Below are 18,199 nucleotides of genomic sequence, written 5' to 3' on the forward strand. Positions count from 1 at the left end.
TTGATATTCACTCTCCCTATCAGTGAGAACAATTCGCATTCCCAGGAGTCCATTGATGCCCGTGACGAAGATCGCCGCCGGCCTGACCTTCACCGTGGCCGCCCTGCTGTCGGCCAGTGCCGCCGCGCAGGAGGTGAATGTCTACAACTCGCGCCACTACAATACCGACCGGGTGATCTACGAGGAGTTCACCAAGGCGACGGGCATCAAGGTCAACATCATCGAGGGCAACCACGACGAGCTGATCCAGCGCATGAAGTCGGAAGGGGCCAACAGCCCGGCCGACCTGTTCATCACCGTGGACGCCGGCCGTCTGGCCGCCGCGGCCAAGGAAGGCCTGCTGGCCCCGGTGACGTCGCCCGCCCTGGCGGCGGTCCCGGCCACCCTGCGCGCCCCGGACGGCGCCTGGTACGGCCTGTCCAGCCGCGCCCGCGTCATCGTCTATGCCCGCGACCGGGTGAAGCCGGAGCAGGTCAAGGACTATGAGGATCTCGCCAAGCCGGAGTGGAAGGGCAAGGTCCTGACCCGCAGCGGCACCCACCCCTACAGCCTGGCGCTGACCGCCTCGATGATCGAGGCGCAGGGCGAGGAGAAGACGGAAGCCTGGGTGAAGGGCCTCGTCGCCAATCTGGCCCGCCCGCCGAAGGGCGGCGACACCGACCAGATCAAGGCGGTCGCCGCCGGCGAGGGCGACCTCGCCATCGCCAACACCTACTACGTCGGCAAGCTGATGGTCTCCGAGAAGCCGGAGGACCGGGCGGTGGCCGAGAAGATCGGCGTGATCTTCCCCAACCAGGGCAACCGCGGCACCCACGTCAACCTCAGCGGCGCCGGCGTCGTCAAGACCGCCCCGCACCCGGAGGCCGCCCGCAAGCTGCTGGAGCATCTGCTGAGCCCCGAGGCGCAGCGCGTCTTCGCCGACGGCAACATGGAGTTCCCGGTCAACCCGGCCGTGAAGCCCCACCCGAAGCTCGTCGAGCTGGGCAGCTTCAAGCAGGCCGAGGTGAACGCCGCCTCCTTCGCGCAGTATACCCCGGCCGCCCTGCGCATCATGGACCGCGCCGGCTGGAAGTGACCGCCGGCTGAGACCGGAGCCCGCCCCCGGTGCCGCCTCGGCGCGCCGGGGGTTGCGCTTTGGAGGGGCCTGCCCCCAAATGGACCGTGCCAGAACGGGTGAACGATGACCACTCCCCCTGCCTCCCCGACCACGACCGGCCGCGTCTCCATCACCGACGTTTCGCACCATTACGGCCGCCATCAGGTGCTGGCCGGCGTGTCGCTGACGGTCGAGCCGCAGGAGGTGGTGTGCATCCTGGGACCGTCCGGCTGCGGCAAATCCACGCTGCTGCGCCTGGTGAGCGGGCTGGAGACCCTGCAGGCGGGCAGCATCGCCGTGGGGGACACCCTGCTGGCGGAGGCGGGGTACGGGCTGCCGCCGGAGCGCCGGCCGGTCGGCATGATGTTCCAGGACTTCGCCCTGTTCCCCCACCTGACGGTCGCCGGCAACATCGAGTTCGGCCAGCAGCACCGTCCGCGCGCCGAGCGGCGCCGGCGGACGGAAGAACTGCTGGCGATGGTCAACCTGTCGGACTATGCCGGCAGCTATCCGCACATGCTCTCGGGCGGGCAGCAGCAGCGCGTGGCGCTGGCCCGCGCCATGGCGCGCGACCCGGCGGTTCTGCTGCTGGACGAGCCCTTCTCGGCGCTCGACGAGCAGCTTCGCCGCTCGGTGCGCGAGGAGGTGGTGCGGCTGATCCGCGCCACCGGCGTCGCCACCCTGGTGGTCACCCACGACCCCGAGGAGGCGATGGAGATCGGCAGCCGCGTGGTGGTGATGGCGGACGGCCGCGTCGTGCAGGCCGATACGCCGCGGCAGCTCTACCGCAACCCGGCCAACAGCTTCGTCGCGCGGCTGTTCGGCGAGGTGAACCGCTTCGAGGCGACGGTGGACGGCGGCGAGCTCGCCACCCCTTTCGGCCGCATCCCGGCGCCGGCGCTCTCCTCCGGCACCCGGGTCGAGGTCGCCTGCCGGATCGAGGATCTGGAGCTGGCGCCCGCCAAGCGCGCGCCGGACGGGCTGCGCGTCCGGGTGCGGCACGCCAACTTCCTCGGGGCCTCCACCCGCGTCTGCCTCGACGCCCTCGGCCCGGCGGGGGAGCCGGCGGGCGGCTTCCGGTCGGAGATCCACGCCCGGCTGCCGGGCCTCGTCGAGGTCACCCCCGGCGAGGAGCTGGTCGCCCGCGTCGAGCCGCGCCGGCTGATGGTGTTCCCGGCGGCATGAAGGCGGGGTTGAGCGGAGCCGCCGGCCGTGGCGCCTCGCCCAATGGCAGCGACGGCGCCACGAACCGTGTGTTCAGGTCACGAAGGATGTCTGCCTGAAGGTCGAGCAGATAGCCGGCTCCATCCAGACGGCGGTGGACGTCGAACCGCGCCATCAATAAGGGCGATGCCCCCCGGCATAATCGGGATCAAGGGCAGACGGGATCGCAGGTCCGAAACGAAACGGGCCGGGAGTCGCCCCCCGGCCCTTGCCCGCGGCGCGACCGGTCAGTCGCGTCCGCTCTCGCGCTTGATCTCCGGCCGCTCGCCCATCTCGTCCCATTTCTCCTGCACGGGCTTGTCCGGGTTGCCGGAGGCCTTGCCGGTGTCCTCGATGAGTTCCTCCTCGATCCGCTGGGCGGCGTCGGAGGGGGCGTCGTCCTTGCGGCCGGCGGACATCACTCGTTCCCCCGCAGGACGTCCTTCACCTTGCCCGCCACCTTGTCGACCTTGCCCTCGGCCTTGTCGGCGCGGCCGGAGTTCTTCATCTCCTGGTCGCCGGTCAGGTCGCCGGCCTGCTTCTTGATCTCGCCCTTCAGCTCCTTGCCGGCGCCGGTGATGCGATCGCTGTTCATGTTTCCCTCCTCTTCGTCCGTGAAGCCGGACTGAGGAGACCAACAGCCCGGACCGCGAAGAGTTACGGCCACGGTCCGGCAAGGGCGGCCCGCAGCTGGCCGGCCAGCGCGTCGCGCTCCGCCGGGTCGTAGGGGGCGGCATGGCCGGAGCCCCAGACCGGGCCGGGCCAGGCGGGGTCGCCGCGGGTGCGGCCGATGACGTGGACATGGAGCTGCGGCACCATGTTGCCGAGCGCCCCGACATTCAGCTTGTCGGGGGAGAACAGCCGCTCCACCGCCTCCGACGCCCGGGCGATCTCCTCGATCAGCGTCGCCCGCTCGGCGGCGGGCAGGCGGTGGATCTCCGTCAGGCCGGGGCGCATCGGCACCAGGATCAGCCAGGGCCACACGCGGTTGTCCATCAGGAGCACGCGGCACAGTCCCAGATCCGTCACAGGAACCGTATCGGCGGCAAGCCGTTCATGCAGGCGGAACATGCTTTGTCTCTTTCGCTGGGAGGGGGGAAGGCGGGATAAGCCGTATGGCTGCCCGGTCAAAGGCGGCACTGGTTACCGGCTGTCGGAAGTAGTATAGATCTTCGGCGCGATCCTTGCCGGATGGGTTGGTGCGTCCTGCGAACGACTGCACCGGCGAGGATTGCTCCATGTCGCGACGGGGCGGGCCTTTCCGCAAGCGGCGCGACCGGGGATTGAACGTCCAGGCAGCGGGTTTTTGAAGGGTTCGGTTCGGTCCGAGGGTTCAGGTCGGGGCGGCGATGCCGTCCGCCTGCGCTTCGGGCCTGATCGTGCGGGGTTGGGCCGGCGGGGAAGGAGCCCCGGCGGCCGCAGAGGTGGCGGGAAGCGAGAAGGACACTCATGCGCAAGTCGGCGATCCTGGTGCTGTTCCTGGTGATCCTGGGCAATGTGGGGGCCTGGGCGCTGTTCAACCGCCCGGTGTCCGAGCGGTCCTGGGCGGGGGCGGTCAACGGCGTGTCCTACACCCCTTCCACCCGAACAAGAGCCCGTCGAAGGGCGACAAGGCCTCGGCCGAGGACATCGAGAAGGACATGGCCGCGCTCGACGGCTCGGTGAAGGGGGTCCGCACCTATTCGACCACCGACGGGTCCGAGCTGGTCGCCCCCATCGCCAGGAAGTACGGGCTGCCCGTGACGGCCGGCGCCTGGATCGCCGGCAAACCCGAGATCGACGAGCCGGAAATCTCCGGCCTGATCAAGCTGGCCCGCGCCAACGCCAACGTGAAGCGCGTGCTGGTCGGCAACGAGGCCATCCTGCGCACCGACGTGACCGTCCCGCAGGCCATCGACTACATCAGGCGCGTCAAGAAGAAGGTCAACGTCCCGGTCTCCACCGCCGAGCCGTGGCACGTCTGGCTGGCGCATCCCGAGCTGGTGGAGGCGGTGGACTTCATCGCCGTGCACCTGCTGCCCTACTGGGAAGGGCTGCCGATCGACCAGTCGGTCGACTACGCGATGCTGCGCTACAACGAGCTGAAGACGAAGTATCCCGGCAAGCACATCCTGATCTCGGAAATCGGCTGGCCGGCCGACGGGCCGTGGCGCCGCGGGGCGGAGGCGAGCCAGGTCAACCAGGCGAAGTTCATCCGCAACTTCCTGAACGTCGCGGCGCAGAACAAGCTCGACTACTTCATCATGGAGGCCTTCGACCAGCCCTGGAAGCGCGAGATCGAGGGCACGGCGGGCACGAGCTGGGGCCTGTGGGACGCCAACCGCAACCCGAAGTTCCCGATGATCGGCGGCGTGCAGGAGCTGCGCAACTGGCCGATCATGTGCGGCACCGCCATCGCGCTGGGCTTCCTGCCGCTGGTCTTCTTCCTGTGGCGGCGCGACGACCTGAAGATGGGCGGCCAGCTCTTCTACGGCGCGCTGATCCAGGCGGTGGCCTCGGTGCTGGTCCTGACGGTCAGCGCCGCCTCGGCCGCCGGCCTCGCCGTCACGACCGAGATCGCCTGGGGCCTGCTGATCTTCTGCCAGCTCGTGCTGTTCGCCGTGATGCTGATCGACGGGCTGGAACTGACCGAGGTGGTCTGGCAGGCGCGCTTCAAGCGGCGCTTCCAGCCCTGCTCCGCCGCGCCCGGCCCCAACGCGGCCAAGGTGTCGATCCATGTGCCCTGCTACAACGAGCCGCCGCACATGGTCATCCAGACGCTGGACGCGCTGGCCCGGCTCGACTATCCGAACTACGAGGTGCTGCTGCTCGACAACAACACCAGGGATCCGGAGGTCTGGAAGCCGGTCGAGGCCTATTGCAGGCAGCTCGGGCCCAGGTTCCGCTTCTTCCACCTGGACAACTGGCCGGGCTTCAAGGCCGGCGCGCTGAACTTCGGCCTCGCCCAGACGGCTCCGGACGCCGAGCACATCGCGGTCATCGACAGCGACTACCAGGTCCATCCCGACTGGCTGAAGGCGACCATCCCGCACTTCGACCGGCCGGAGGTCGGCTTCGTCCAGTCGCCGCAGGACTATCGCGAGTGGGACCACGACCTGTTCCAGCGGATGATCAACTGGGAATATGCCGGCTTCTTCCACATCGGCATGATCCAGCGCAACGAGCGCAACGCGATCATCCAGCACGGCACCATGACCATCATCCGCAAGTCGGCGCTGGAGAAGGTCGGCCGCTGGGGCGAGTGGTGCATCACCGAGGACGCCGACCTCGGCCTGCGCCTGTTCGAGCATGGCTATGAGGCCGTCTACATGCCGGAGAGCTACGGCAAGGGCCTCGTCCCCGACAGCTTCTCCGCCTACAAGACGCAGCGCTTCCGCTGGGCCTACGGCGCGGTGCAGATCCTGAAGCACCACTGGCGCGACCTGCTGCCGACCGGCAAGCGGCTGACCGCCGGGCAGAAGTACCATTTCGTGACCGGCTGGCTGCCCTGGTTCGCCGACGCCGCCCACATGATCTTCGGCATCGCCGGCATCCTGTGGTCGGTCGGCCTGCTGGCCTTCCCGAAATATTTCGAGTTCCCGCCCAACGCCTTCATGATCCCGACGCTGAGCGTCTTCGCCTTCAAGGTCGGCGCCAGCCTGTGGCTCTACGAGGCGCGGGTGAAGTGCGGCTTCTGGGACAAGGTCGGCGCCGCCATCGCCGGCATGGCGCTGACCCATACGGTGGGCCGCGCCATGTGGCTCGGCATCTTCACCTCCGGCCGCCCCTTCGTCCGCACGCCGAAGTGCGAGAACCAGCCGGCGCTGATGCAGGCCTTCCTGATGGCGCGCGAGGAACTGGTCCTGCTGGTGTCGCTGTGGGGGGCCGCGACCGCCATCGTCATGGTCTTCGGCCATGAGAACCGCGACGCCTTCATGTGGTCGGGCCTGCTGGTGGTGCAGTCGCTGCCCTACCTGTCGGCCTTCATCACGGCGCTGATCAACGTCTTCCCCAACCTGAACCTGGGCAACCGCCGGCCCCAGCCGGCCGGCGACCAGACCGCCGGCGACAAGGCGGCGGGCGGCACGGTGGGCGCCGGGGCGGACTGATCCGCCCCTTCCCACCCCGCAGAAAACGCAAAAGCGGCGCCGGAGACTTTCCGGCGCCGCTTTCGTTCGTGAGGCGGCAGGCGGTCAGGCGACCGACAGCGTCACGTCGATGTTGCCGCGGGTGGCGTGCGAGTAGGGGCACACGATGTGGGCCTTCTGCACCAGCTCCTCCGCCTTCGCCCGGTCGACGCCCGGCAGCGCGATGGTGAGCGCGACCTCCAGCCCGAAGCCGGTGCCGTCGTCGCGCGGACCGATGCCGACCGCGGCGGAGACCGAGGCGTCGGCCGGGATGGTCGCCTTCTCCTTGCCGGCGACGAACTTCAGGGCGCCGAGGAAGCAGGCGGAATAGCCGGCGGCGAAGAGCTGTTCCGGATTGGTGCCGTCGCCGTTGCCGCCGAGCTCCTTCGGCGGGTTCAGCCGGACCGACAGCTTGCCGTCGTCGCTGGAGGCGCTGCCGTCACGCCCGCCGGTCGCCGTCGCCTTGGCGGTGTAGAGAATGGCCATGGTTCTTTCCCTCCTGTTCGGCCGCCGCAGCGGTCCGCTGTGTTCGTGGCGCCATATATCGCACGCTATTTGATAGCGCGCAATATGTTTTTGCGCGAGCAACCTGGATTCCTGATATGGTGGGTTTGCCGGTGTTCTGCCGACCGCATGCGGGCCGGCGCCCCGTGCCGTTTTCCTGGATGCTCCAATGACCGAACCGTCCGATCGTTCCCTCTCCCTCGACGCCCAGCTCTGCTTCGCCCTGCATTCGGCGACGCTCGCCTTCAACCGGCGCTACAAGCCGCTGCTGGACGAGCTTGGCCTGACCTATCCGCAATATCTCGTGATGCTGGTCCTGTGGGAGCGGGACGGGGTGACGGTCACCGAGATCGGCAGCCGGCTGTTCCTCGATTCCGCGACGCTGACCCCCCTGCTGAAGCGGCTGGAGGCCGCCGGGATGGTCACCCGCGAGCGCGACCCCGAGGACGAGCGGCGGGTGCGCATCCGGCTGACCGCCCAAGGGCGCAGCCTGCGGGAGCGGGCGCGGTGCATTCCGCACGGCATGGCGGCGGCGACCGGCCTGTCGCTCGACGACCTCGTCCGGCTGCGCGACGAGCTGGTGCGGCTGCGCGACGCCATGGGCACCTGAGCGGCGGCGACCGGCCGTACAGGACCGTATCGTATACGACTGTTCTTGACTCGCGGACGGTCTCTGCCACACTCGAAGGTGGGCACGTACCCCTTCCGCGCGGAGGCCGGCCATGGCGGACAGCATCGTCAGGCGACCCGAGATGCGACCGGAATTCCAGGTCCGCACCGCAGCCGGTGTGGAGCGGACCGGCAATGCGACCGACAACCGCAAGCAGCGCAACCCCCGCCAGGACCGCCGCAACCAGCAGCCGCCCAATCCCGCCCGCCGCCGCGTCTACGACCTGCTGTTCGATGAGGTCGACCGGATCGACGACCTGCAGCCGCAACAGCGGGCGCGGATCAAGGACAATCTGCGCGCCCAGCTCACCGCCCGCAAACCGCCGGACGAGGCGACGGCCCCTCCCCCGGCCGAGCAGGACGAAGGGGCGCTGGCCGATGCGCTTCTCCGGAACCCCCAGTCGGTCCCGGTCGATCACGACCATATCGTCGGGCTCGCCGCCCCGACCCATGGGGAGCTGCCGCCCGACCTCGCGGCGGAGAACGCCCAACTGGCGCAGCAACTCCGCGACTGCCTGTCGCGCCATACCGAACGCGCCCGGCGGGTGGCGGTCTACCTGCACCTGCTGCTGAGCATCGACGGCGCCTTCCGCCCCCACACGATCCTCGACGTGTAGCGCCGCTCCTGGCCGGATTTCATAGGCGAGGCAATACCTTAGGTTGGTTGTCCGCACAGGCTTGCGCTGTCACGATGCGCCGCGACGGCGTAACCCGCGACGGTGCAGCATGGATCCCATTCTCCAGTCCCTGACGACCCTGCCATCCTACCTGCTGTTCACGGTGACGATGCTGGGGTTCCTGCTGCTGTTCATCGCCGCCTATACCGCCGTGACGCCCTACCGCGAGCTGGCGCTGGTCCGGCAGGGGAACACGACGGCGGCGGTCAGCCTGGGCGGCGCCATGATCGGCTTCGCCCTGCCGCTGATGAGCGTCGCGTCCCACACCACCAGCCTGCTCGACCTGGCGGTCTGGGGGTGATCGCGCTGGTGTCGCAGATCGTCGCCTACGTCATCGTGTCGCGCGTCCTGCTGCCGGGCTTCCGCGCCGGGGTGGAGGCGGACCGCATCGCCTACGGCGTGCTGCTGGGCAGCCTGTCGGTGGCGGTGGGGCTGCTGAACTATGGCTCCCTGACCTATTGAGCGGAAAGGACAGCCGGCGATGAAGCGTTCCCGAACCGTGGCCGCCCTGCTGCTGGGTGGCGTCAGCCCCCTGCTGGTCTCCTGCGGCGACGATGCGCCGGAGGAGGCGAAGGTCTATCCCTCCGTCGAGGTCTGCGCCCGGGACCTGCCGGCCGAGGACTGCACCCGGGCCTTCGCCGCCGCAGCCGACGCCCACCGGCAGGACGTCCCCCGCTTCGCCTCCCTCGACGCCTGCGAGGCGGAGATGGGTGAGGGCGCCTGCCAGCGGCAGGCCGACGGCCGCAGCCTGCTCGGCGGGGTCTTCGTCCCGGCCATGGTCGGCTTCATGGTCGGCCGCAGCCTCTCCGGCAGCTTCGCCCAGCCCGTCTATTTCGACCGCCAGGGCTTCGCCCGCAGCGGCGCGGACCGCATCGGGCAACTGCCGCCGCGGCGGGAGGATGATCGCGGCAGCGGGTCGTCCGGCGGTTCAGCGGGCGGAACCAGCTCCGCCTACTATCGCGGCTGGGCCAACAGCGGCCGGCCGATGACCATCACCACCGCAGGCACCACCGCAGGCACCACCGCAGGCAGCACGGCGGGACGCAGCGCCGGCTTCGGCTCGACCGGCTCCGCCCGCGGCTTCTCGGGAAGCTGACGCGATGGACCGCGTCGTCACCACGCCGCGGCCGGACTGGCAGTCCCGGCTGGAGGAGATCGGCTTTCCCTTCCACACCGACGCGGACGGCACGCTCTATTGGGACGAGAGCGCCTATTGGCGCTTCTCCCTCGCCGAGATCGAAACGCTGGAGGACGCGGCGGAAGAGGTCTACCGGCTGTGCGAGCAGGCGGTCGGCCATGTCGTCGCCAACCGCCTTTACGACGCGGTCGGCCTTCCGCCGGAGGCCGCCCCGGCGGTGGAGGCGAGCTGGGCCGGCCGCGACGACCGCGACATGGCGCTCTACGCCCGCTTCGACTTCGCCTGGGACGGCACGGGCGGCCCGCCGAAAATGCTGGAGCTGAACGCCGAAACGCCGACCTCGCTCTATGAGTCGGCGGTGGCGCAATGGTGCTGGCTTCAGGACCGCTTCCCGGAGGCCGACCAGTTCAACAGCCTGGAGGAGGCGCTGGTCGCCCGCTGGGAGCGGCGGCGGGATGCCTGCCCCACCCTCGCCGCCGGGCAGGAGGCGGTGCATTTCGCCTGCCTGATGCCGCACCCCGAGGACGAGGCGACCATCGCCTACCTGCAGACCCTGGCGCTGAAGGCCGGGCTGACCACCAAGGCCATCCCGATCCAGTCGATCCGCTATCACGACGCCACCGGCGGGTTCCTCGACGAGTCCGGCCAGCCGATCCGCCACCTGATGAAGCTCTACCCCTGGGACTGGATGGTGCACGAGCAGGCCGGGCGCGAGCTGGTCGCCGCCGCGGCCGCCGGCCGCATCCGGGTGATCGAGCCGGCCTGGAAGATGGTGATGGCGTCGAAGGGGCTGCTCGCCCTGCTGTGGCACCTGTTCCCCGGCCACCCGAACCTGCTGCCCGCCTTCCTCGACCGCAGCCGCTTCGCCGCGGGGAGCACGGTGGTGGCGAAACCCCTGCTGGGACGCGAAGGCAGCAACATCAGCATCGCCACGCTGGACGGCGCCGGACAGCCGGCCGGGGCGCCGCTGGCCGAAACCGCCGGCCCCTATGACGAGGCCGGCTGGGTCTACCAGTCCTACGCGCCGCTGGCCGAATCCGGCGGCAACCATGCGGTCCTCGGCGTCTGGATGGCCGGCGGCCAGGCCTGCGGCCTGGGGATCCGCGAAGACCGCAGCCTGATCACGGGCAATTCCAGCCGGTTCGTGCCTCACCTGTTCTTGTCGGGCGCGCAGTAAAGCCGGAACAGTCCGGCCGGATCGGCAAGTGAAGCGGCAGCGTCGGCTTGGCCGTTTGCCGATCGTTGGGCAGACACATCTATCACCTTGGGCGGGGCTGACCTTTAGATGTGGGTTCTGCCACCGATGCGTGCGCCTTCCGATAACAATGTTGGAGCACACTGTGGAAAACATTCAGGACCGGAGGTTACGCCCGTGGCCGACACTCATCTCGTCAACCCGCCCCACAGCACCGGTCCCGCCCTGCGCCAGTCGCTGACCACCCGGTTCCAGAAGGCGCGCGCCCGCACCGGCGAACTGGCGGCGCCGCTGTCGCCCGAGGACCTGATGGTCCAGTCGGTGCCGGACGGCGCCCCCGTCAAATGGCATCTGGCCCACACCACCTGGCTGTTCGAGACCAGCGTGCTGATCCCCTTCAGCCAGGGCTACCGGCCGTTCGACCCCACGCTGCTGACCCTGTTCGCGGCACGGGACGAGCGGTCGGACGGCCCGCCGCTGCCCAGCCACTCGCTGCGCCTGCTGTCCCGCCCGCCGGCCTCGGAGATCATGCGCTACCGCGACCATGTCAACGGCGCGGTGCTGCACCTGATCGACCGCGTTCCCGACGACCGGCTGGAGATGGTGGCGGCACTGATCGAGACGGCCATCGCGCACGAGCGGCGGCACCAGGAACGGCTGATGATCCACATCAAGCACGCCTTCTGGTGCAACCCGCTGCGCCCGGCCTACGAGCCGCCCCCGGCACAGCAGCCGGCCGGCGCCCCGGAGATGGGCTGGATCGACCATGCGGGCGGGCTGGTGGAGATCGGCCGCAGCGTCCCGGTGCCCGGCTTCGACCATGAGGGGCCGCGCCACCGCAGCTATCTGCGTCCGTTCCGGCTCGCCACCCGGCCGGTCACCTGCGGCGAATATCTCGCCTTCATCGAGGAGGGCGGCTATGCGATCCGTTCCCTCTGGCAGGCCGACGGCTGGCAGGCCGCGAAGGCGGGGGGCTGGACGGCCCCGCTCTACTGGGAGCGCCGGGAGGGCAACTGGCAGATCTTCACGCTCTACGGCCAGCGCCCGCTCAACCCCGACGAGCCGGCCTGCCATGTGAGCTGGTACGAGGCCGACGCCTATGCCCGCTGGGCCGGCAGGCGCCTGCCCGACGAGGCGGAGTGGGAGGCGGTGGCCGCCCGCTGCGACAGCCTGGGCAACCTGCTGGGCACCGGCTACCGCCACCCGCGGCCGAACCCCTGCCATGGCGACGGGCCGTGGCAGATGTACGGCGACGTCTGGGAATGGACGCGCAGCGCCTTCGGCCCCTACCCCGGCTACCGCCAGCCGGACGGCGAGGACGAGGCGGTGATCGGTCGCTTCATGACCAACCGGATGGTGCTGCGGGGCGGAAGCTGCGTCACCGCCTTCGACCATGCCGGTCCCTGCACCCGCCACTTCCTGCGGCCGGACGACCGGCTGTCCTTCTCCGGCATCCGGCTGGCCGAGGATCTGTAGGCGCGGACCGGCCGCCCCGGGGGTTCCGGCCGATCCCCGCGGGGGCCGGCCGGGTCCGCGGGGTCAGCGGCGGAACAGGAACTCGCGGCCGACCTTCACGCGGCGCTCGCCGTCATACTGGATGATGTCGGCGGTCGCGTAGGTCTCGGTCCAGCGCTCCGGCAGATAGCTGCCGGTGCCGATGATGTCCACCGGGGCGTTGGCCTCGGCCATCAGGCGGCATTTGGCCGGGCCGAAGCCCGAGCTGGCGACGATCTTGACCGCCGGGAACCCCGCCTCGTCCAGCTTCTCGCGCACGTAATGGATCGCCGCCGCGGACACGCCGGTGCCGATGAGGTAGCGGAGCTGCGTCTCGTCGCGATAGCCGCGGATGGAGTGCGGCGCGTGCCGCTCCAGCACCGCGTAGGAGCCGGGCGGGTCCAGCCCCTCGACGAAGCGGCCGCCCGCGGTGTCGAGCCGCACCGCCAGCTTGCCCTGCGCGGCGAGGTCGGGGAAGCGGCGGCAGACCGCCAGGGAGTCCGTGATCTCGCGCCCGAAATAATCGACCAGCACGGTCAGCGCCAGGTCGGGGAAGGTCTCGTGGAACATCTCCGCCGCGCGGACGGTGGAACCGGCATAGCCGATCAGCGCGTGCGGCATGGTGCCCATGCCCTTGGCCTGCCCGAAATAGCGGGCGGTGGCGTCGGTGGCGTTGCCGATGAAGCCCTTGGCCCCGACCTTGCGCTTGGCGCGGTCCGACCCGACGGAGGCGGCATAGGCCATCATCTCCGCCATCTCCGTCCCGGCGCAGTGGCGGGCGTCCATGGCGAGGAAGGCGACCTTCGGCAGGTCGGCGCACATGGTGAAGGCGTTGTAGGCGGCGACGCAGGCGGGGCCGAGCTTCTGCAGAAGCAGCGTCTCGGTGTCCACCAGATGGTAGAAGGAGCCGGTGATGTACAGGATCGGCTCGCCGGCGCCGACCCATTTGCCTTCCGGATAGTTCAACTCGACATTGAACTCGGTGTTGCGCTCCGCGGCGACCGCCTGCAGCCATTCGAGCGCCAGGCGCGGAGCGCAGACCACCGGGCGGCGCATGAAGATGGCGTAGGTGACCTGCTTGTCGCCGAACTTGCCGACCGCCTCCTTGGTGCGGCGGAAATAGGTGTCGGTCCAGTCCGGCAGCGCCGAGGCCGAGGGATGGACGGCCGACGGCCGTTTGCTGGTGTCGTCCATGGCTGTTCCCTTGTCTCCCGACCTTCCTCTGCTGCGACCTGTCATGTGCCGGCCCCGCCGGGGTTCGCTGAAACCTGCGAGCGCAGCATTATACGGCCCGGCCCGGCGGGGGAAGGGCCTTTCGCCATTCTCAACCCCCGCCGACCGGCAAGGTTGCGCGCACCGCAAGGCGGCCACCGCAAGGCAGCACTTCGCACAGCATAAGAAATGAATTTTAGGCAATCGCCGGACGTTCCGGAAATTCCGCCGTCGGTTCGTCTTTTCGACCAAACAGAATAAAATACCGACATTTGACCATCCTCCATCGCCGTCTTACCCTACCACTATCGATCTGACCGAGGAGACCGACCGTGGCGGCAAGGAAAGGCATGGAGCCGGCGACGCCGCCCCGAATCGACGGGCGGATCTTCCTCATCCTGTCGGCCCTGCTGATCGCGCTGGCCGGTGCCGGGACCGGCGGCATGCTGATCCTGAAGCCGGCGACCGCCCACACCGCCCGGCAGGCCGACCGTGCGGTCACCGGGGTCGCGACCTATATCCCGCTGCCGGCGATGAGCGTGTCGTTCAACGACGGGATGCGCCAGCGCGACCTGCAGCTCCGCCTCGTGCTGGAGATGGACCCGGGCGTGCAGGCCAAGCTGGTGGAGCCGCTGATCCCGCGCATCGCCGATGCCGTCAGCGTCCGCATGCAGGAGTTCGAGGCGGCAGAGCTGCGCGGCAGCGACGGGCCGCTCTTCATCAAGGACGCCGTGCGCTACACCGCGGGCAAGGTGCTGCGCCCGCTGCCGGTGCGCCAGGTGCTGATCCAGGACATGCTGATGCGCTGAGGGCCCGGCCCCTCCCTCCCACTCGTCCGTCCCGGCCACGCCTCCCATATCCTGTCGATCCCCTCGACAGGGCTGCCGGAATGCGGAACATTCCGGTGTCCCCGCCGTCCCGCGGCGGAGGACGGCAAATGCGGACCGGAAGGAGACGGCTGTGGCCGAGTTCGATTTCGACCTCTTCACCATCGGTGCCGGTTCGGGCGGCGTCGCCGCCAGCCGGCGGGCGGCCTCCTATGGCGCCAGGGTGGCGATCTGCGAAGGAAGCCGGGTCGGCGGCACCTGCGTGATCCGCGGCTGCGTGCCGAAGAAGCTGCTGGTCTACGCCGCCCAGTTCCGCGACGGATTCGAGGATTCCTGCGGCTACGGCTGGTCGCACCATGCCGCCGCCTTCGACTGGGGCGCGCTGATCGCCCGCAAGGACGCCGAGATCGACCGGCTGAACGGCCTCTACATCAAGATGCTGGAGACCTCCGGCGTCCGGCTCTTCACCGGCTTCGGCCGCATCGTCGACCGCCATACGGTGGAGGTCGACGGCAAGCGCTACACCGCCCGCAACATCCTGATCGCCACCGGCGGCTGGCCGACCAGGCTGGACATCCCGGGGATCGAGCACACCATCACCTCGAACGAGGCGCTGGACCTCAAGACGCTGCCGCATTCGATCATCATCATCGGCGGCGGCTACATCGCGGTGGAGTTCGCCGGCATCTTCCGCGGACTGGGCGCCGAGGTCACGCTGATGATCCGCGGCGACGAGCTGCTGAACGGCTTCGACGACGACATCCGCATCGCGCTGGCGCAGGAGCTGCGCAAGCGCGGCATCACCATCGTCAACCGCGCCCGGCCGGTGAAGATCGAGCATGGCCCCGGCGGCTGCACGGTCACCGACCATCTCGGGCGGGAGCATTCGGCCGGCCTCGTCATGTCGGCCACCGGCCGGCGGCCCAACACCAGCGGGCTGGGGCTGGAGTCGGTCGGCATCACGGTGAACGAGGCGGGCGCCATTCCGGTGGACGAATGGTCGCGCACCAGCGTGGACAGCATCTACGCCATCGGCGACGTCACCGACCGCATGGCGCTGACGCCGATCGCCATCGCCGAGGGGCGGGCGCTGGCCGAGACGCTGTTCAACGACACCCCCTCCACCATCAGCTACGACAATGTGCCGACCGCGGTCTTCTCGCTGCCGCCGCTCGGCACGGTCGGACTGACGGAGGCGGAGGCCCGCCGGCGCCATGCCAAGGTGGACATCTACAAGGCCGGCTTCCGCCCGATGAAGCACACGCTGTCCGGCCGGGACGAGCGGGTGCTGATGAAGCTGGTGGTCGACGGCGAGAGCCAGCGGGTGCTGGGCTGCCACATGATGGGCATGGATGCGCCGGAGATCGTGCAGGCGCTGGGCATCGCCCTGAATTGCGGCGCCACCAAGCGCGACTTCGACCGCACCATCGCGCTGCACCCCTCCACCGCGGAGGAGTTCGTGCTGATGCGGGAGAAGGTGCCGGATCCGACCGCCAAGGACCTTTGACGGATCCCTGCCTCATTTCGTCATAGCCATAGGACAATAACGAGTAATCCGCCCCGGTTTTCCGGAACGTGCGGCAGGCCCCCCGGTTGACGGGAACGACCGGGGGCAGCCGGGCCTCGGCTGCCTCCCCAGGAACCCGACCAGACCGAGGGGACCCGCAAGCATGTTCATGCACAACAAGAACCTGATGTACACCGTCCGGGTGTCGGAGCCCGACCCGAAGCTCGCCGCCCTGATGCTGGAGCAGTTCGGCGGCCCGCAGGGAGAGCTGGCGGCGGCCATGCGCTATTTCACGCAGGGCATCGCCGACGAGGATCCGGGCCGCAAGGACATGCTGATCGACATCGCGACCGAGGAGCTGAGCCACCTGGAGGTGATCGGCTCGATCGTCGCCATGCTGACCAAGGGCGTAAAGGGCAAGCTGGCCGAGGCGGCGGAGGAGACGACCGACCTGCTGGCCAACATCACCCAGGGCAACGGCAGCCACACCCTGTCGCTGCTCTATGGCGGCGGGCCGGCGCTGACCAACTCCGCCGGGCAGCTCTGGAACGCCGGCTACATCGACTCCATCGGCGAGCCGACGGCCGACCTGCGCTCCAACATCGCCGCCGAGGCGCGCGCCAAGATCATCTATGAGCGGCTGATCAACGTCACCCCCGATCCGGGCGTGAAGGAGGCGCTGGGCTTCCTGATGACCCGCGAAGTGGCGCACCAGAAGATGTTCGAGAAGGCGCTCTACTCCATCGACAACAACTTCCCGCCGGGCAAGATGCCGGGCATGCCGCAGTACACCGACAAGTACTACAACATGAGCCAGGGCGACGGCGACGCCCGCGGCCCGTGGAACCAGGGCGAGCAGTGGGAGTTCGTCGACGTCGCGTTCGGCCAGGGCCCGGTCAGCGGCGGCGAAGGCAAGCCGACCGTGCGGCTGGCCGCCGAGGAGCTGGCGGCCGTCGAGCAGACCGCCGCCCGCACCAAGTCGCGCACCGACGTCAACCCGGTGACGGGCGCCGACCTCGGCGCCGGGCCGGGTGCCGGCAAGACCACGACCACCGCCGGCAAGGTCTGAGGCCCCACCACCCTCCCGCCCTTCGGGGCGGGAGGGCTCACTCCGCCGGCTTCAGGGCCGCCCCGCTGCGCTCCAGCCCCATCAGGCGGGTGAGCAGCAGCAGCGCCGGGATGGCGCCGGCCATCGACAGCAGGAAGAAGCTGCTCCAGTCCATCCGGTCGGCCAGCCAGCCGGAGGAGGCGCCGAACAGGTCGCCCCCCAGCTTGTAGAAACTCGACAGCAGAGCATACTGCGTCGCCGTGTAGGCCACGTTGCACAGGCCCGAGAGATAGGCCACGAAGGCCGCCGTGGCGATGCCGCCGCAGACATTCTCCACCGCGACCGTGACCGCCAGCGCCGAGACGTCGTGCCCGGCCCAGGCCAGGAAGACGAAGCCGAGGTTGGAGACCATCTGCATCAGCCCGCCGACCAGCAGCCCGCGCAGCACCCCGACGCGCCCGACCAGCAGCCCGCCCACCAGCCCGCCGATGATGGTGGCCCACAGGCCGAAGACCTTGGAGACGGTGGCGATCTCCGACTTCTCGAAGCCGAGGTCGACATAGAAGGGCGAGGCCATCTGGCCGGCCAGCACGTCGCCCAGCTTGTAGGTGGCGATGAACAGCAGGATCACGACCCAGCCGCGCCGCGTCATGAACTGCGCGAAGGGCGCCACCACCGCGCCGTAGAGCCAGGACAGCAGGTCGGCCTGCCAGCCGCTCAGATGCGGGCGCGCCGCCAGCCAGTCGGCCACCCGCTTCTCCCGCGCGGCCGAGTCCGCGCTCGCCGCCACCTTCGGCTCGCGGTTCAGCAGGATGGTGATCATCCCGACCCCCATCAGCGCCGCCATCGAATAATAGGCGACGTGCCAGCCGAAGAACTCCGCGAGGTACAGGGCACCGGCCCCCGCCGCCAGCAGGCCGAAGCGGTAGCCCAGCACCAGCACCGCGGCGCCCGCCGCCTGCTCGTTCTCCTCCAGTATTTCGACGCGGTAGGCGTCGATGACGATGTCCTGGCTGGCCGAGCAGAAGGAGACGACCACCGCCAGGACCGCCGTCCACCAGAGATCCTCCACCGGATTGGTCGAGCCGAGCCCGACCAGGGCGGCGGCCAGCGCCACCTGCGTCACCAGCGCCCAGCCCCGCCGCCGCCCGAACAGCCGCGTCACCACCGGCAGCCGCAGCCGGTCGATCAGCGGCGCCCAGGCGAATTTCAGCGCATAGGGCATGGTGACGAGCGCGAACAGTCCGATCGCCGTCTTGCTGACCCCGCCCTCGCGCAGCCAGACCGACAGGGTGGCTCCGGTCAGCGCCAGCGGCAGCCCTTCGGAAAATCCCAGGAACAGGATCGCCAGAACCCGGCGGTCGAGGTAGAGCGACGCGGCTTCGCGCCAGGACGACGGTTTCACGGACACCGACCTTCTTTGGGACCAGCTCATCCGTTTGTGTATAAGCGCGCCATCCGTCCCGTGCCAGTGGCGAGATTCGGCCCCTGTCCGGAACGCAGATTGCCGCAATGCCCCCTGA

18 protein-coding genes and 1 pseudogene are annotated in these 18,199 nt (G+C 69.5%); 12 read left to right on the plus strand and 7 right to left on the minus strand.

Features of this window, described 5'->3' with window-relative positions:
* Window positions 1-55 precede the first annotated feature (55 nt).
* The gene (locus DEW08_RS05050; protein ID WP_109324962.1) at window positions 56-1,075 is read left to right on the plus strand and encodes a Fe(3+) ABC transporter substrate-binding protein; all 1,020 of its coding nucleotides are present in this window, start codon (window positions 56-58) and stop codon (window positions 1,073-1,075) included.
* Window positions 1,076-1,180: 105 nt separating this feature from the next.
* Window positions 1,181-2,281, plus strand: a complete 1,101-nt coding sequence (locus DEW08_RS33100) for an ABC transporter ATP-binding protein (RefSeq protein WP_109324963.1) — start codon at window positions 1,181-1,183, stop codon at window positions 2,279-2,281.
* Here the strand turns inward: DEW08_RS33100 and DEW08_RS33105 are convergent.
* The 4 genes from DEW08_RS33105 to DEW08_RS05070 all read right to left on the minus strand — a co-directional run bounded on the left by DEW08_RS33105 (window position 2,214) and on the right by DEW08_RS05070 (window position 3,370).
* Window positions 2,214-2,435 (minus strand): CcdB family protein, encoded by a 222-nt coding sequence (locus DEW08_RS33105; RefSeq protein ID WP_109324964.1) that lies wholly within the window; start codon window positions 2,433-2,435, stop codon window positions 2,214-2,216. The genes DEW08_RS33100 and DEW08_RS33105 overlap by 68 nt on opposite strands.
* Before the next feature lie 112 nt (window positions 2,436-2,547).
* The gene (locus DEW08_RS31040; protein WP_168220269.1) at window positions 2,548-2,718 is read right to left on the minus strand and encodes a hypothetical protein; all 171 of its coding nucleotides are present in this window, start codon (window positions 2,716-2,718) and stop codon (window positions 2,548-2,550) included.
* Window positions 2,718-2,894 (minus strand): CsbD family protein, encoded by a 177-nt coding sequence (locus DEW08_RS05065; RefSeq protein WP_109324976.1) that lies wholly within the window; start codon window positions 2,892-2,894, stop codon window positions 2,718-2,720. Before DEW08_RS05065 ends, DEW08_RS31040 begins: the two co-directional genes overlap by 1 nt.
* Window positions 2,895-2,956: 62 nt before the next feature.
* Window positions 2,957-3,370, minus strand: a complete 414-nt coding sequence (locus tag DEW08_RS05070; protein WP_109324977.1) for an HIT domain-containing protein — start codon at window positions 3,368-3,370, stop codon at window positions 2,957-2,959.
* A 569-nt stretch (window positions 3,371-3,939) separates the two neighbouring features.
* Here DEW08_RS05070 and DEW08_RS05075 point away from each other — a divergent pair.
* Entirely contained in the window at window positions 3,940-6,387 is a 2,448-nt protein-coding gene (locus DEW08_RS05075; protein WP_245985981.1) for a glycosyltransferase family 2 protein, read from the plus strand.
* Window positions 6,388-6,471: 84 nt separating this feature from the next.
* On the opposite strand, the gene DEW08_RS05080 is transcribed toward DEW08_RS05075, so the two are convergent.
* Window positions 6,472-6,891, minus strand: coding sequence for an organic hydroperoxide resistance protein (locus DEW08_RS05080; RefSeq protein WP_109324978.1), 420 nt, complete (start codon window positions 6,889-6,891; stop codon window positions 6,472-6,474).
* 187 nt (window positions 6,892-7,078) lie between these two features.
* On the opposite strand from DEW08_RS05080, the gene DEW08_RS05085 reads away from it, so the two are divergent.
* The 6 genes and pseudogenes from DEW08_RS05085 to egtB all read left to right on the plus strand — a co-directional run bounded on the left by DEW08_RS05085 (window position 7,079) and on the right by egtB (window position 12,064).
* Window positions 7,079-7,519, plus strand: coding sequence for a MarR family winged helix-turn-helix transcriptional regulator (locus DEW08_RS05085; protein WP_109324979.1), 441 nt, complete (start codon window positions 7,079-7,081; stop codon window positions 7,517-7,519).
* A 112-nt stretch (window positions 7,520-7,631) separates the two neighbouring features.
* The gene (locus DEW08_RS05090) at window positions 7,632-8,195 is read left to right on the plus strand and encodes a hypothetical protein (RefSeq protein ID WP_109324980.1); all 564 of its coding nucleotides are present in this window, start codon (window positions 7,632-7,634) and stop codon (window positions 8,193-8,195) included.
* A gap of 169 nt (window positions 8,196-8,364) precedes the next feature.
* A pseudogene (locus DEW08_RS33940) lies at window positions 8,365-8,717 on the plus strand (DUF350 domain-containing protein).
* A gap of 19 nt (window positions 8,718-8,736) precedes the next feature.
* A complete protein-coding gene (locus tag DEW08_RS05100) occupies window positions 8,737-9,351 on the plus strand; it encodes a DUF1190 domain-containing protein (protein WP_109324984.1) in 615 nt (204 codons plus the stop codon).
* A 4-nt stretch (window positions 9,352-9,355) separates the two neighbouring features.
* Entirely contained in the window at window positions 9,356-10,570 is a 1,215-nt protein-coding gene (locus DEW08_RS05105; protein WP_109324985.1) for a glutathionylspermidine synthase family protein, read from the plus strand.
* A 195-nt stretch (window positions 10,571-10,765) separates the two neighbouring features.
* Window positions 10,766-12,064 carry an ergothioneine biosynthesis protein EgtB gene (egtB, locus tag DEW08_RS05110; protein WP_245985985.1) on the plus strand — a complete coding sequence of 433 codons (1,299 nt, stop codon included), beginning with the start codon at window positions 10,766-10,768 and terminating at the stop codon, window positions 12,062-12,064.
* 63 nt (window positions 12,065-12,127) lie between these two features.
* On the opposite strand, the gene DEW08_RS05115 is transcribed toward egtB, so the two are convergent.
* On the minus strand, window positions 12,128-13,276 hold the full coding sequence (locus DEW08_RS05115) for a nicotinate phosphoribosyltransferase (protein WP_109324987.1): 1,149 nt from the start codon (window positions 13,274-13,276) through the stop codon (window positions 12,128-12,130).
* A gap of 350 nt (window positions 13,277-13,626) precedes the next feature.
* Between DEW08_RS05115 and DEW08_RS05120 the strand changes: the two genes are divergently transcribed.
* The 3 genes from DEW08_RS05120 to DEW08_RS05130 all read left to right on the plus strand — a co-directional run bounded on the left by DEW08_RS05120 (window position 13,627) and on the right by DEW08_RS05130 (window position 16,697).
* On the plus strand, window positions 13,627-14,103 hold the full coding sequence (locus tag DEW08_RS05120) for a flagellar basal body-associated FliL family protein (RefSeq protein WP_146214635.1): 477 nt from the start codon (window positions 13,627-13,629) through the stop codon (window positions 14,101-14,103).
* 151 nt (window positions 14,104-14,254) lie between these two features.
* On the plus strand, window positions 14,255-15,628 hold the full coding sequence (gene gor, locus DEW08_RS05125; protein ID WP_109324996.1) for a glutathione-disulfide reductase: 1,374 nt from the start codon (window positions 14,255-14,257) through the stop codon (window positions 15,626-15,628).
* Window positions 15,629-15,791: 163 nt separating this feature from the next.
* Window positions 15,792-16,697 carry a manganese catalase family protein gene (locus tag DEW08_RS05130; RefSeq protein WP_109324997.1) on the plus strand — a complete coding sequence of 302 codons (906 nt, stop codon included), beginning with the start codon at window positions 15,792-15,794 and terminating at the stop codon, window positions 16,695-16,697.
* 37 nt (window positions 16,698-16,734) lie between these two features.
* Here DEW08_RS05130 and DEW08_RS05135 read toward each other — a convergent pair whose 3' ends face one another.
* On the minus strand, window positions 16,735-18,081 hold the full coding sequence (locus DEW08_RS05135) for an AmpG family muropeptide MFS transporter (protein ID WP_245985987.1): 1,347 nt from the start codon (window positions 18,079-18,081) through the stop codon (window positions 16,735-16,737).
* Between the last annotated feature and the right edge of the window lie 118 nt (window positions 18,082-18,199).

This window comes from Azospirillum thermophilum, assembly GCF_003130795.1.
GTDB lineage: Bacteria > Pseudomonadota > Alphaproteobacteria > Azospirillales > Azospirillaceae > Azospirillum > Azospirillum thermophilum.

Coding starts and splice junctions, on each gene's coding strand:
- DEW08_RS05050 (WP_109324962.1), top strand. CDS start 56: ATGCCCGTGACGAAGATCGCCGCCGGCCTGACCTTCACCGTGGCCGCC.
- DEW08_RS33100 (WP_109324963.1), top strand. CDS start 1,181: ATGACCACTCCCCCTGCCTCCCCGACCACGACCGGCCGCGTCTCCATC.
- DEW08_RS33105 (WP_109324964.1), bottom strand. CDS start 2,435: ATGGCGCGGTTCGACGTCCACCGCCGTCTGGATGGAGCCGGCTATCTG.
- DEW08_RS31040 (WP_168220269.1), bottom strand. CDS start 2,718: ATGTCCGCCGGCCGCAAGGACGACGCCCCCTCCGACGCCGCCCAGCGG.
- DEW08_RS05065 (WP_109324976.1), bottom strand. CDS start 2,894: ATGAACAGCGATCGCATCACCGGCGCCGGCAAGGAGCTGAAGGGCGAG.
- DEW08_RS05070 (WP_109324977.1), bottom strand. CDS start 3,370: ATGTTCCGCCTGCATGAACGGCTTGCCGCCGATACGGTTCCTGTGACG.
- DEW08_RS05075 (WP_245985981.1), top strand. CDS start 3,940: ATGGCCGCGCTCGACGGCTCGGTGAAGGGGGTCCGCACCTATTCGACC.
- DEW08_RS05080 (WP_109324978.1), bottom strand. CDS start 6,891: ATGGCCATTCTCTACACCGCCAAGGCGACGGCGACCGGCGGGCGTGAC.
- DEW08_RS05085 (WP_109324979.1), top strand. CDS start 7,079: ATGACCGAACCGTCCGATCGTTCCCTCTCCCTCGACGCCCAGCTCTGC.
- DEW08_RS05090 (WP_109324980.1), top strand. CDS start 7,632: ATGGCGGACAGCATCGTCAGGCGACCCGAGATGCGACCGGAATTCCAG.
- DEW08_RS05100 (WP_109324984.1), top strand. CDS start 8,737: ATGAAGCGTTCCCGAACCGTGGCCGCCCTGCTGCTGGGTGGCGTCAGC.
- DEW08_RS05105 (WP_109324985.1), top strand. CDS start 9,356: ATGGACCGCGTCGTCACCACGCCGCGGCCGGACTGGCAGTCCCGGCTG.
- DEW08_RS05115 (WP_109324987.1), bottom strand. CDS start 13,276: ATGGACGACACCAGCAAACGGCCGTCGGCCGTCCATCCCTCGGCCTCG.
- DEW08_RS05130 (WP_109324997.1), top strand. CDS start 15,792: ATGTTCATGCACAACAAGAACCTGATGTACACCGTCCGGGTGTCGGAG.